The sequence below is a fragment of the Cycloclasticus sp. P1 genome (genome assembly GCF_000299965.1).
Taxonomy (GTDB): Bacteria; Pseudomonadota; Gammaproteobacteria; order Methylococcales; family Cycloclasticaceae; genus Cycloclasticus; species Cycloclasticus pugetii.
Window position 1 is genome coordinate 408,569 of the sequence record NC_018697.1, and the last position, 12,277, is coordinate 420,845.

General features: G+C 42.7%; 13 protein-coding genes. 7 read left to right on the forward strand and 6 right to left on the reverse strand.

Features of this window, described 5'->3' with window-relative positions:
* Window positions 1-5: 5 nt before the first annotated feature.
* Window positions 6-887 (reverse strand): glycosyltransferase family 2 protein, encoded by an 882-nt coding sequence (locus Q91_RS01985; protein ID WP_015005206.1) that lies wholly within the window; start codon window positions 885-887, stop codon window positions 6-8.
* A 220-nt stretch (window positions 888-1,107) separates the two neighbouring features.
* Between Q91_RS01985 and Q91_RS01990 the strand changes: the two genes are divergently transcribed.
* Complete coding sequence (locus tag Q91_RS01990) at window positions 1,108-1,314, forward strand: DUF2970 domain-containing protein (RefSeq protein WP_015005207.1); 207 nt, start codon at window positions 1,108-1,110, stop codon at window positions 1,312-1,314.
* Between the two features lie 40 nt (window positions 1,315-1,354).
* Here Q91_RS01990 and Q91_RS01995 read toward each other — a convergent pair whose 3' ends face one another.
* From Q91_RS01995 to Q91_RS02005, 3 genes are all read right to left on the reverse strand, one after another.
* Window positions 1,355-4,120, reverse strand: coding sequence for a valine--tRNA ligase (locus Q91_RS01995; protein ID WP_041230473.1), 2,766 nt, complete (start codon window positions 4,118-4,120; stop codon window positions 1,355-1,357).
* A gap of 612 nt (window positions 4,121-4,732) precedes the next feature.
* Window positions 4,733-5,155 (reverse strand): DNA polymerase III subunit chi, encoded by a 423-nt coding sequence (locus Q91_RS02000; RefSeq protein ID WP_015005209.1) that lies wholly within the window; start codon window positions 5,153-5,155, stop codon window positions 4,733-4,735.
* Window positions 5,156-5,170: 15 nt separating this feature from the next.
* Window positions 5,171-6,658 carry a leucyl aminopeptidase gene (locus tag Q91_RS02005; protein ID WP_015005210.1) on the reverse strand — a complete coding sequence of 496 codons (1,488 nt, stop codon included), beginning with the start codon at window positions 6,656-6,658 and terminating at the stop codon, window positions 5,171-5,173.
* Between the two features lie 79 nt (window positions 6,659-6,737).
* Between Q91_RS02005 and lptF the strand changes: the two genes are divergently transcribed.
* The gene (gene lptF / locus Q91_RS02010; protein WP_015005211.1) at window positions 6,738-7,874 is read left to right on the forward strand and encodes an LPS export ABC transporter permease LptF; all 1,137 of its coding nucleotides are present in this window, start codon (window positions 6,738-6,740) and stop codon (window positions 7,872-7,874) included.
* 29 nt (window positions 7,875-7,903) lie between these two features.
* A complete protein-coding gene (lptG, locus tag Q91_RS02015) occupies window positions 7,904-8,935 on the forward strand; it encodes an LPS export ABC transporter permease LptG (protein WP_238538351.1) in 1,032 nt (343 codons plus the stop codon).
* Here lptG and Q91_RS02020 read toward each other — a convergent pair.
* Together Q91_RS02020 and Q91_RS02025 are read right to left on the reverse strand one after the other, a co-directional pair.
* Window positions 8,906-9,361: an RDD family protein gene (locus Q91_RS02020; protein ID WP_015005213.1), complete on the reverse strand. Its 456-nt coding sequence runs from the start codon at window positions 9,359-9,361 to the stop codon at window positions 8,906-8,908. The genes lptG and Q91_RS02020 overlap by 30 nt on opposite strands.
* A 19-nt stretch (window positions 9,362-9,380) precedes the next feature.
* Window positions 9,381-10,877 carry a M48 family metalloprotease gene (locus tag Q91_RS02025; protein ID WP_232228538.1) on the reverse strand — a complete coding sequence of 499 codons (1,497 nt, stop codon included), beginning with the start codon at window positions 10,875-10,877 and terminating at the stop codon, window positions 9,381-9,383.
* A gap of 38 nt (window positions 10,878-10,915) precedes the next feature.
* Here Q91_RS02025 and tusD point away from each other — a divergent pair, with 38 nt between their 5' ends.
* The 4 genes from tusD to Q91_RS02045 are packed head-to-tail and all read left to right on the forward strand — an operon-like array spanning window position 10,916 to window position 12,273.
* The gene (gene tusD, locus Q91_RS02030; RefSeq protein WP_015005215.1) at window positions 10,916-11,308 is read left to right on the forward strand and encodes a sulfurtransferase complex subunit TusD; all 393 of its coding nucleotides are present in this window, start codon (window positions 10,916-10,918) and stop codon (window positions 11,306-11,308) included.
* A 1-nt stretch (window position 11,309) separates the two neighbouring features.
* Window positions 11,310-11,666 (forward strand): sulfurtransferase complex subunit TusC, encoded by a 357-nt coding sequence (tusC, locus tag Q91_RS02035; protein WP_223253189.1) that lies wholly within the window; start codon window positions 11,310-11,312, stop codon window positions 11,664-11,666.
* Window positions 11,666-11,956 (forward strand): sulfurtransferase complex subunit TusB, encoded by a 291-nt coding sequence (tusB, locus tag Q91_RS02040; RefSeq protein ID WP_015005217.1) that lies wholly within the window; start codon window positions 11,666-11,668, stop codon window positions 11,954-11,956. Before tusC ends, tusB begins: the two co-directional genes overlap by 1 nt.
* Window positions 11,956-12,273: a TusE/DsrC/DsvC family sulfur relay protein gene (locus tag Q91_RS02045; protein WP_015005218.1), complete on the forward strand. Its 318-nt coding sequence runs from the start codon at window positions 11,956-11,958 to the stop codon at window positions 12,271-12,273. The genes tusB and Q91_RS02045 overlap by 1 nt, the downstream gene beginning before the upstream one ends.
* The last annotated feature ends 4 nt before the right edge of the window (window positions 12,274-12,277 follow it).

A 12,277-nucleotide genomic window follows, 5' to 3' on the forward strand; every position in this document is an offset into this window, starting at 1 on the left:
AAAAGTTACCGATGGCCTTCTTTTTCAGAGTTTCTATAATGCAACGATGAAATCTGCTCAGACAATATGCCCATTAAAAAAATAAATACAGATGCGACGTACAAAAATAAACTGCCATTGCTGAATGTGCCTGAAGATACATAGCTGTCAATATGATTGATGACCCCGCATAGGAAACAAAAAGCACTAGTGGGTAAAAATAAACGCATGGGTGAGAAAAGTGCGCCAATTTTTAAGATAATAATAAAGAAGCGTAAGCCATCTTTTAGTAGCTTTATTTTGCTTTTGCCTTCACGCTTTCCTGCCTTAATAGGAATATAGGCGACAGGTAAGGCTGAACGGAAGAATGCCATGGTCGAGGTGGTGGGGTATGAGAAGCCATTAGGTAAAAGGTATAAAAACTTTCTGAAATGGTTTGCTCGAACCGCTCTAAAGCCCGACGTGAGGTCTTCTATTTTATGGCCGGTCATAAAAGAAGCCAGTTTATTAAAGACGGCATTACCTAACAGCCTTTTGGTTGACGCATGAGAGCCTGATTGCCGAGCACCAATAACCATGTCATATCCTTCGGCCAATTTAGATAGTAACCGTTGGATATCATCTGGGTTATGTTGTCCATCAGCATCCATAAAAACAATAATGTCTCCGGAGGCATTTCGTGCGCCCGTTTTAATGGAGGCGCCGTTTCCTAATGAGTGAGGGTGAGAAATAACTTTGATACCGTGTTGTTCGCAAATAGATTTAGAAAGGTCGGTTGAGCCATCATCAATAACTAAAATTTCAGCCGTTGGTTGTGCTGATTTTAATTGGGGTAGCAAGGCTTCAAGGTTTTCTGCCTCATTTAAACAGGGCATTACAATGCTGAGAGTAGGTGTGTTTTTTACCATGTTTAAACCGTTAAAATTAATTGTAAGTTTAATTGTCTCATATTTTTTATTAGGACGTGCTTTGTCTAAATAGGCAGAAGATTTATGCTTGCTTAGCAAGAGTTCTATTTGACGCTAATTTAATGCCCCTATTCTGATGTCTTTAATCGTAAGGACTTTAGCAATAAGGTATTAGGGGGTGTTAAAATGTGTTTAATTTATTTGACCTTAGGAGTATTAAATGAAGCAAGATGATGGATTAGCACCTTCTTTTTGGCAAATGGTAGGCAGTACAATGTTGTCATTTTTGGGGGTTTCTAAAGAGTCACGAAGAAGGCGAGATTTTCAATATGGAAACCCTAAGGTGTTTATTGTGACTGGGTTTATCTTGGCCTTGTTGTTTATTTTTGCTGTGTTAGGCGTTGTTAAAATGGTATTGCCTAGCTAGACCGATGAAGAATGACCGGCCTAGCTAGTTAATAAGGCAGTTATAGGGTGGCGATTTTCTCTTTTTGATCGTTTAAATTGCTAAGTTTTGAGGTAATATCAAGCTGTTTTGCTCTTTCTTTTTCTATAACGGCAGCGGGCGCTTTGTCGATAAAAGAAGCGTTTGATAATTTACCGCTGATGCGTGATGCCTCTTTTTCAAGCTTTTCAATTTCTTTATTTAAGCGTTCTAGCTCGGCATTTTTATCAATGAGCCCAGCCATTGGTATTAGCACTTGCATATCACCGACTAGAGCAATAGCAGATTGTGGTGCCTCATCTGCTGCGTTTAATGTGGTGATGGATTCTATACGCGCTAGTTTTTCCAATAATAAACGATTATCTGTAAGACGCTGTTGGTCTTGTTCTGAACAGTGGTTTAACAGTACCGGTAATGGCTTACTAGGGGGGATATTCATTTCGCCGCGAATTTGACGAATGCCCATAACGAAATCCATTACCCATTGCATATCACTTTCAGCAGCGGCAGATATTTTGCTGTCATCGGGCTTTGGGTAGGCCTGTAGCATAATGGTATCGCCCGTTTTGCCTGCCAGTGGTGCTATTTGCTGCCAAATTTCTTCGGTAATAAACGGCATCAGCGGGTGTAGTAAGCGCAGCACAGTTTCTAGCACGCGAATTAAGGTTTGGCGAGTACCGCGTTTTTGTTCGGCTGAACTATTGTCATCAAGCAAAATTGGTTTTGATAACTCTAAGTACCAATCACAGTATTCATTCCAAAGGAACTCATACAGCGATTGCGCGGCTAAGTCGAAGCGGTATTTTTCGATAGAGGCAATAACGCTCGCTTCGGTTTTTTGTAAGCGTGACACAATCCATTGGTCGGGTAAGCTATACACGCATTTGTCGTCACCTAGGCCGGTATCTTCGCCCTCGGTATTCATTAACACGTAGCGAGTAGCGTTCCAAAGTTTATTGCAGAAGTTGCGGTTACCTTCAATTCGGTTTAAGTCGAAGCGAATGTCGCGCCCAGTAGAGGCTAGTGAGGCAAAGGTAAAGCGTAGCGCATCGGTGCCAAAAGAAGGGATGCCATCGGGGAAGTGCTTTCGCGTATCTTTCTCGATTTTAGCGGCCATTTTCGGTTGCATAAGGCCTTTTGTACGCTTTTCAAGTAAATCTTCTAGCGTAATGCCGTCAATTAAATCAATCGGGTCGAGTACGTTACCTTTGGATTTGGACATTTTTTGCCCTTCCGCATCGCGCACTAAGCCGTGAATGTATATTTCTTTAAATGGCACATCGTCCATAAATTTCAAACCCATCATAATCATTCTGGCGACCCAGAAGAAGATGATGTCGAAACCGGTAACGAGTACACTAGTGGGGTAGAAAGTATCGAGTTCGGGCGTTTTATCAGGCCATCCTAGGGTTGAAAACGGCCATAATGCGGATGAAAACCAGGTGTCTAAAACATCTTCATCTTGTGTTAATACAACGCTATCGGCTAGATTATTTTTTTCACGGACTTCGACTTCATTGCGGCCAACATATATGTTGCCACTCTCATCGTACCAAGCGGGAATTCTGTGCCCCCACCAAATTTGACGAGAAATGCACCAGTCCTGAATATCGTTCATCCAGTTGTAATAGGTTTTATCCCAGTTTTCGGGTACAAATTTAATTTTGCCGCTTTTAACCGCTTCAATAGCAGGCTCTGCTAGCGGTTTGGCCTTAACAAACCATTGGTCTGTTAACAAAGGTTCAATGATCACCCCTGACCGGTCGCCACGAGGCACCATGAGTTTATGGTCATCAATTTTAGCTAATAAGCCTAAATCATCCAGATCTTGTACGATTTGTTTACGCGCTGCCACGCGATCCAAGCCACGGTATTTTTCTGGCATCTCATCATTGATGCTGGCGTCAACGGTGAAGATGTTGATTAACGGCATATTGTGGCGTTGACCCACCTCATAATCGTTAAAATCGTGAGCAGGGGTTATTTTTACACAGCCAGTGCCAAATTCTGGGTCTACATAATCATCGGCAATAACTGGGATTTCACGGTTACATAAAGGCAACGCGATCATTTTGCCAATTAGGTGTTGGTAGCGTTCGTCAGATGGGTGAACGGCGACACAAACATCGCCTAGCATGGTTTCTGGGCGGGTCGTTGCAACCACAAGTTCGCCGCTACCATCGGCTAATGGATAGCGCATATGCCACATATGGCCTTGTTCTTCTTGCGAAATAACTTCAAGGTCAGATACCGCAGTGTGTAATTTAGGGTCCCAGTTAACCAGGCGTTTACCGCGATAAATGAGCCCTTCTTCATGTAGTTTAACAAACACTTCGTTAACCGCTTTTGACAGCCCTTCGTCCATAGTGAAACGTTCGCGCGACCAATCTAGGGAGGTGCCCATGCGGCGTAATTGCTTAGTGATGGTGTTGCCAGATAATTCTTTCCAATCCCAAATGCGCTCAACAAATTCTTCACGGCCTAAGTCGTGGCGAGTTTTACCTTCTGCGTTTAATTGGCGTTCAACCACCATTTGGGTCGCAATACCGGCATGATCACTACCGGCTTGCCATAGGGTGTTGTGTCCTTGCATACGATGGTAACGCGTTAGTGAATCCATGATCGTGTCTTGGAAAGCATGCCCCATGTGTAAGCTACCGGTAACATTGGGCGGCGGTATCATAATGCAATAGGCGCTATCGCCTCCTCTGGGTTCGAAGTAACCTTGTTCTTCCCATTGGCGATACCAGCGAGATTCTATGTCATGCGGGGCGTATGTCTTATCCATCGTGTGTGTTCGGTGTTGATTTTTAAAGGCGGTATTATAACTTTGTTGGGGAGGGTAGGGTTATTGGTAAGCAAGTTTTTAGCTTAATGATATTTTACAAGAAGAAGGTTTGTTAGTTTTCCTTAATACGTAATGTTTATAGTTTTTCGCTGTCGCGAGGACGTTCATTTCTTTTGTTCACCCAAAAGTAACGAACCAAAGAAAAGGGTGCCCTAATATCAGTAAATTAACAGTTTTCGGGCTCGCAGGTAAACTCGCTACGCTCAGACAACCTGCTTACTTATCCGAAAACAGCTAATTTACTTGCGAGATAAAGGGACGGTAAATCTAGAGCCATATCTGAACCGGTCTTGATTTTAATATCCCCTTTTGCTCTCACTGAAAAACTAAGCATTAAAGTAGAGCGTTCTAATGTGGCTGTTTGAGCCTGTTTTGTAGGCGAGCTCCACAGTAGTTATTTTAGGGATTGGTTTTGAAGGAACCCTTCAGGGTGAAAGCATTTGGGTGGCATTTTTCTGGTTATTCTTTTGTTGCTACTGACAAAAGAGTAACTCGGCCTTTAGGGCGAAACTTTAACTAGAAATGAACGCCCAGCGGCAGCGATAATAAAAATCAAATTTTATGCGTCTGCAGTGGATACCCTCTGCTTTTATAAAACTTAAACCGCTCCCGTCCTGCTTGTTTAATTGATTCATTTTGATTAACAAGCTCAGCAAATCGTTCAAACCGAGCAAAACAATCGGGTGTTTTCTCAGTAAGGTTAATTAGCACGTCGTGAATATCTAACGGGTCACCAGTGTGGTTAATGTACACTGGGTGGTTGGCGCACTTTGTTGGGTCCATAGTATGTGGTACAAAACTGGTGGGCGAGAAGGACCAAAGCAAGTCATCCACTGTCTTGGATTGTTGTTCTGAATCGGTATGAATATACACGCGATGACCCTGTTTGCTAGCTTTTTGAGCTAGCCGACAGGCAAAAAGGTGCTGTGCATCAGGGGTGTCATCTGGCAGTACATAAAAGTCGATTCTGGTCATTTTGTAATGGCTTGTTTAACAGCGATCCAATATAAATTGGCTTAGCATGTGAACAGGGCGACCAGTTGCGCCTTTATCCGTACCCGATTTCCAGGCAGTGCCGGCAATGTCTAAATGAGCCCATTTATAATCTTCGGTAAAGTTTGACAAGAAGCAGGCTGCGGTAATAGTGCCACCAGCAGGGCCACCAATATTAGCGAGATCGGCGAAGTTACTTTTTAGCTGGGGTTTGTATTCATCCCACAGTGGTAATTGCCATGCTTTGTCATTGGCTTTAATGCCAGCGTCTAGCAATTCGTTAGCCAATTTATCGTTATTGCCTAGTAAGCCGGTGGCATGTTTTCCTAACGCGACTACACAAGCGCCAGTTAAGGTAGCAATATCAATGACTACTTCAGGTTTAAATTTAGCAGAGTAGGTGAGTGCGTCACATAAAATTAAACGTCCTTCTGCATCAGTGTTTAAAATTTCAATGGTTAGACCGGCCATGCTGGTAACGATATCACCAGGTTTGTTGGCATCACCATCGGGCAGGTTTTCTGATGATGGAACAACGCCAACTACATTGATGGGTAAATTTAATTCGGCGCACATTTGAATCACGCCGAAGACACTTGCACCGCCGCACATATCGTATTTCATTTCATCCATACCGGATGAGGGTTTTATGGAAATTCCACCGGCATCAAAAGTGAGGCCCTTACCAACCAGAACGATGGGTTTTTGAGAACTTGGGCCACCTTTATGTTCCATAGTAATGAGCTTCGCCGGTTGGCGAGAACCCCTAGAAACAGATAATAATGAGCCCATTCCTAGTGCTTCCATTTTGGCTTCATCTAAAATGGTTACTTTAAGCGATGCGTGTTGTTTGCCAAGTTCTTTTGCTGTCTCAGCTAAGTAGCTTGGGGTGCAAATATTACCGGGTAAATTGGCTAATTTTTTTGCGCTGTCAATGCCATTAGCGATACTCGAGGCGGTGTCTGCAGCACTGTTGATCATTTTTGCAGTGTAATCATCGGTATGCCATAGTTGGCATTTTTCTAATATGTTGGCATCGGGCGCGGAGGTCGTGAGCGTATCGGTGTATTGGTAAAGTGCTTCACGAGACTTCAATACTAACTGACGAACTTTCCAGTTGATATCTTTACCGCTAACTTCAACAGCTAATAATGTAGAGCAAACAGCCTTAATCGGTAAGTTTTTAAGCGAGTTGATGCTTTCGCTGATGGCCTTTGTGTAATCTTCCGCTGAGGTGTTGCCTTGCTCGCCAAAACCGACAAGAAGCACACGCTTTATTTTGCTGCTGGCAGGCATTTGAAGTAACAGTGTATTGCCCGCTTTGCCAGAAGCGTCACCTTGTTTTAAAACGGCAGCTATTTGTCCATCATGTGCTTGGTCGAAGTGGGTGGTTATTTCAAGCTGTTTACCTTTACTGAAAACGGGCAAAAGAAGGCAAGGAGTTGAAAGTTTATCGATTGACCCTGTTTTTGAAACGAATTGCATGCGGATACCTCTGAATGATAAGTAATGTTTTTGTTTGGCTTTTCCGTTAGGATACGACACCATAACTCTATGGATTTATGTGCCTAACTATAAGCCAAATACACTGTTGATGTCTGCGTTTAAATTAAAAATTATTGATCGATTGCTAGTGACTCAAATTAGCAAAATGATGTTAGGGGTCATGACGGTGTTGACGGTTATCTTATTGAGTCAGCGATTGGTTCGTTTGTTTTCTAAGGTTACAGCCGGTGAGTTGTCCGCTGATGTTGTGTTGTCATTGGTTGGCTTTAACCTGTTGCTATTGATGATTAAAATTCTACCGGTGGCTTTGTTGTTGTCAATATTACTAGTGTTAGGCCGGATGTATCGAGACCATGAAATGACAGCACTGTTCTCGTCAGGTATAGGCTTAACTCAGATCTATCGTGGAATATTTATTTTTGTTGTCCCCTTATTCGCTTTAACGATATACCTCTCATTAGTAACAGCCCCAACATTAATGCAAGCGATTGAGCGAGTGAAGACAAGCGATCAAGCTAACTTAGATATTCGTGGCATTACGGATGGGCGCTTTAATGAATACAGTCGTGGCGACTTGGTTTTTTATGTTGAGAAAATAACCAGCGACGACAAGATGTTGAACGTATTTATACAAAATCGTCAGCATGGCAAGTTGGGGATTACCTCTTCGAAAAGTGGCGAAATAAAGGTGGACCCTGTCACAGGCGATCGTTTTATTATTCTAAAAGACGGTAACCGTTATGAAGGCGTGCCGGGCCAAGCAGATTATAAAATTACCAATTTTAAGGAATACGGTGTTGTAGTGGCGGAAAAGTCGTCAGCACAGGTGTCATTTGGTACCAAAGAAACCTCTACTATTCAGTTGATGGCGATGAAGTCGCCTAGAGCAATCAGTGAACTGCAAAAGCGTTGGTCTGTGCCGTTGGCCTTAATAACATTTGCCTTATTAGCAGTACCCATTAGCCGTGTATCGCCACGGGCGGGAATGTATGGGAATTTATTAACGGCTTTGCTGATCTATATTGTGTTTGAAAACTTCATGAGTTTATCGCACTCGTGGTTAGTAAAAGGGGTAACGGCACCTTGGTTTGGCATATGGTGGGTGCATCTACTGCTAATAGGTGTTACAGCAATTATGGTGGTTAATATGCACGGTGTTAGCTATGTTAAAAAGAAAGTGATGTTTAAAAGATGAAGGTCGTTAATAAATACATAGCCGTAGAAATGTTAAAAAGCACGGCGGTGGCGGTGCTTTTTTTGTTATCACTGGTATTGGTCATTACGTTTGCCGATGAGCTAGACGATATGGGCAAAGGTCAATATGGTTTAGTTGAGATTTTTAAGTACTTGGCATTAATTGCACCGCGTAATTTTTATGAATTACTGCCTTCGGCGGCTCTGTTGGGCGCTTTGATTACCTTAGGTGGAATGGCCAATAATTATGAATTAACCGCTATGCGAGCGGCAGGGATTAGTCGTTGGCAAATTATTTTTTCTGCATTGCGTGTCGGCATGATATTGATGGTAGTTTCTTTACTGGTTAGCGAAGGGGTGGCACCGGTATCTGAACAAGCGGCTCAAATGCTAAAGTTTACGGCTAAAAATGAACAAGTAGCGTTGAGAACGAAATATGGCTTTTGGACGCGAGATGGTGATACGTATTTAAATATCCGTGAAATTTTAAACTCAGCTGAACTCAAAGACGTCAGTATTTATGAAATGACGGATATGAACGAGCTAAAGTATGCAACGCATGCAAAGACTGCTAGTTTTATTGATAATAAGTGGGAGTTAAGCGGCGTTGAGCAAACCACCATTAATGATGCCGGTGTAAAAGTTGCCTTGTCTGATTCGGCAAAATTAGACTCGTTATTAGACCCTGGTTTGCTTGATGTTATTGTTGTTAAACCAGAGCGTTTATCTATCATGGGCTTAGCCAGTTATATCAACTTTTTAGACAATAACGGGCAAGATGCTACGCATTTTATTGTTGCGATGACGAGTAAATTAATTCGGCCTTTTGTAATTCTGGTTATGCTCTTGATTGCCATCCCGATGGTGTTAGGGGTAAAGCGAGCAGGTAGTACTGGCACGCGAATTTTAATCGGTGCGTTAATTGGAATAGGGTTTAATTTGGTTGATAGACTGTTTGGAAATATTGGGGTGTTGTACGGTTTAAACCCAGTTATCGCTGCATCGCTGCCGTTTTTCTTGGCATTATGTATATCAGTCTTCACCATCCGGCGAATGGGCTGAAGGCTCCTTTTCCACCCAAATTAAACGACTATTTGAGGCGATGTCATGCCAGCTCAGCCGATCTTTATTGACGAGTATCCACAAAACACCAAGGCCAAGAACCCCCCAAGACAGAATGGCCATTGTGAAACGTATCAAGGCTTGTCGCCAGCTAATATTTTGGCCTTTGTTATTAGCTATTTTTAACTTCCAGGCGAGCAACCCCAGCGTTTGACCACTTTTAGTCCAAAACCAGCCATAAAATAAGAAGCTGACCGACAAGAGGTACAGCGAATATAGCCATGAGTTTGGTTGAAATAAATGACTATCTTGAAAGGGAAGCAATACTAATGTCGCTAAAAATAAGATGGCAATCAGTAATAGCGCATCATAAGTGATGATCGCTAACCGTCTTAGCAGACCAGGTGGCTTTGTTAAATCAGGCATGGGGTGTTATATAGATTGGTTACAGTAGTTTGGGGGCCCTAAGTTCGGCTTGAAGTTGATTAATACGGTTTTCAATTTGGCTGCTTAAGTAAAAATTATTATTAGCGGCTCGTAAGGCTTGTTCAAGCTGGATAATAGCGTCTTTGGTTAACCCAAGCGAGTAAAAGTACTCAGCCTTATATTGGAAACCTCGTACTGGGTTGTTAACCTGGCCGTAAGCGATGGAAAGGAGGTCGTACACATTGGGTGTCGGTTCGTAATTTTGTAGGTCCTCATTGAGGTTCGTTAAGGCCTGTTGCGGTTTGCCATTGTGTAATAGAACCATGGCATATAATAAATTAACCGCGCGGCTTTGAGGGAATCGTTGTTTGCCCTGATCAAGTAACGCCAAGGATTGCTGCGGCTTATTGTCACGGTATTCATTCAGAGCGAGAGCAGTTAAATAATGGAGTTGGGTGGGGTTTTGCTCTGTCAGCGTAGAGAGAATGTCGCGTGCTTTTTCAAATTGCCTATCCTTCATTAAGGCGAGTGCAAGGCCATAACGAGCCGCCTCTTTAATTTTTGTAATGCCTTGTGATGATTCATCCTTTAAGGCGTTTATTAACTCGCCGGTTAAGTTTTGTGGGTGTTTGTTAACGCGAATTTTCATTCGAATTAAACGAAAATCTTGGGAGTCCTCAACTTGTTTATAAGGGAATTTTTCCGCACGTGCAGCGGTGTCCGAGATACGCGAAGCGGGCGCTGGGTGAGTGAGCAGAATTTCAGGAATTTTTTGACCGTATTGGGTGGTTGCCGTTTGAAGTCGACCAAAGAAAATCGGCATGCTTCTAGGGTCAAAGCCAGCAGCGGCAAGGTTTTGTACACCTACTCGGTCGGCTTCAGCTTCATGACTTCGCGTAAAATTAATTTGTTGTTGCACTTGCCCAGCTTGTACCGCCAAAACAGCGGCTGGGCCAACACCTGGAACAGTTACGCCTAAAACGACGGCGGCAAGCATAGCCGCTGCGCTGGGCATCGACATTTGACTGGCTGATTCAATAGCGCGTTGTAAATGCTGTTGGGTAACGTGGCCAATTTCATGAGCAACGACTGACGCTAATTCGCTTTCAGATTCAGCCGCTAAAATAAGTCCAGTGTTTAGTCCGATATTAGCATCGGGGCCTGCAAACGCATTGATTCGATCATCTTGCACGACAAAGAAATTAAATTGTCGGTCAGGTTGTTCGCTGAATTTTGCGACCCTGTCACCAAGTTGTTGTGCGTAGTCATTAATTTCTTGGTCGTTACTGAGTGGAACCCTTAGTCGAATGCTCCTAAGGAATGCTTTACCAAGTTTCTTTTCAAGTTCACCTGAAATGATGATATTTGATGTATTACCAATGTCGGGTAATTTAATTCGGTCATTAGCTTGGCTATTTTTAGACCAAACAAAGGCGCTACTCGCAATAATGCATGTAAAACTTGAGGCGATTAGTACGGTAAGAAAACGACGCATGATATTATGATATTTGTTCATAAGCCGTTTTAGTGTAATTGAGTTTAAATGCAAGTTAAATGAAAATCTCTATTCAGATCAATGCAAGTCCCTACCAATATCAAGCAGCGGATACGGCGTGGCACTTTATTGAAGCGGCGATTGCCAGTGGGCATGACATATACCGGGTGTTTTTTTACCATGATGGCATTTTTAATGCCTGCCGTGATTCACGCCCACCGGGTGATGAAAGGGATATTGTAAAAAGGTGGACGGCCTTACAAGCAGAAAAAGGTGTGGATTTAGTGGTGTGCGTTTCATCAGCGCAGCGAAGAGGTTTGCTTGAAAAAACTGTCGCTCACAAAGTATCGGGTTACGAAAATGCCTTGGCGGATGGGTTTCGAATTGCAGGGTTAGGTTTGTTAATGGAGGCGGTTATTGAGTCGGACCGTCATGTTACTTTTGGGGCTTGAAGTGAAAACGCTATTTTTTATTTTTAATAAAGGGTTTCATGGAAATGTGCGAGGTCATGAGTTTTTAGATATGGCATTAATGGCGGCGGCTTTTGACCAAAAGGTTGTTATCTTGTTTGAAGGTGAAGCTGTGAATGCCTTAGTTAAAAACCAGCAGCCTGAAAATATTGCCTTAAAAAACATGACACCTATATTAAAGGCCTTGCCGTTATATGATATTAATGACGTGTTTGTTGAAAAAGAGTCAATGGATCAATGGGGCTTAGTGAAGGAACAGCTGACCATTGAAACTACGTTGGTTTCTCGTCATGAGATGGTTGAACAACTTAATGCAGCACACCATGTATTCAGTATCTGATGTTATATATTGTTAATAAAAGAACCGAGGCCCTAGACAGTTGCATTGAAAGAGTGATGTCAAATGATGTTGTCTTATTAATTGAAGAAGCTGTTTTAGCTACGGTCATTACAAAGCCACCGTCCATTTTATCTAAACCTATCGATCAGGTTCAGATCTATGCGTTAAGCCCTGATATGAAAGCGAGAGGCATTGATGTTAACCGCTGCTATGAGCATATTCGGTATGTTGATTATGCAGGCTTTGTTGAGTTAGTAGAAAATAATAATCCTGTTAGGTCTTGCTGTTGATGTTAGTGCAGTTAAAACGCGATGAATATGGCTTTTTGCAGAATAGAAGCGACTGGAGCGAGGCCGTGGCTGAGGCAATGGCGAAAGAAGATGAGCTATTACTGACGCCATTGCATTGGGAAATTATTCATTTTGCGCAAGCATACTACGATGAATTTAATCACCAACCCAATGCGCGATTATTTGGCCAAGCGATCAAGAAGAGATTGGGCGCTGAAAAAGGGTCGTCTATTTATTTATATAAATTATTTCCAAACGGACCATTAAAATACGCGAATAAATATGCGGGGTTACCTATTCCACCTTCATGCATATAAAGAC

Coding starts and splice junctions, on each gene's coding strand:
- Q91_RS01985 (WP_015005206.1), bottom strand. CDS start 887: ATGGTAAAAAACACACCTACTCTCAGCATTGTAATGCCCTGTTTAAAT.
- Q91_RS01990 (WP_015005207.1), top strand. CDS start 1,108: ATGAAGCAAGATGATGGATTAGCACCTTCTTTTTGGCAAATGGTAGGC.
- Q91_RS01995 (WP_041230473.1), bottom strand. CDS start 4,120: ATGGATAAGACATACGCCCCGCATGACATAGAATCTCGCTGGTATCGC.
- Q91_RS02000 (WP_015005209.1), bottom strand. CDS start 5,155: ATGACCAGAATCGACTTTTATGTACTGCCAGATGACACCCCTGATGCA.
- Q91_RS02005 (WP_015005210.1), bottom strand. CDS start 6,658: ATGCAATTCGTTTCAAAAACAGGGTCAATCGATAAACTTTCAACTCCT.
- lptG (WP_238538351.1), top strand. CDS start 7,904: ATGTTAAAAAGCACGGCGGTGGCGGTGCTTTTTTTGTTATCACTGGTA.
- Q91_RS02020 (WP_015005213.1), bottom strand. CDS start 9,361: ATGCCTGATTTAACAAAGCCACCTGGTCTGCTAAGACGGTTAGCGATC.
- Q91_RS02025 (WP_232228538.1), bottom strand. CDS start 10,877: ATGAACAAATATCATAATATCATGCGTCGTTTTCTTACCGTACTAATC.
- tusD (WP_015005215.1), top strand. CDS start 10,916: ATGAAAATCTCTATTCAGATCAATGCAAGTCCCTACCAATATCAAGCA.
- tusB (WP_015005217.1), top strand. CDS start 11,666: ATGTTATATATTGTTAATAAAAGAACCGAGGCCCTAGACAGTTGCATT.
- Q91_RS02045 (WP_015005218.1), top strand. CDS start 11,956: ATGTTAGTGCAGTTAAAACGCGATGAATATGGCTTTTTGCAGAATAGA.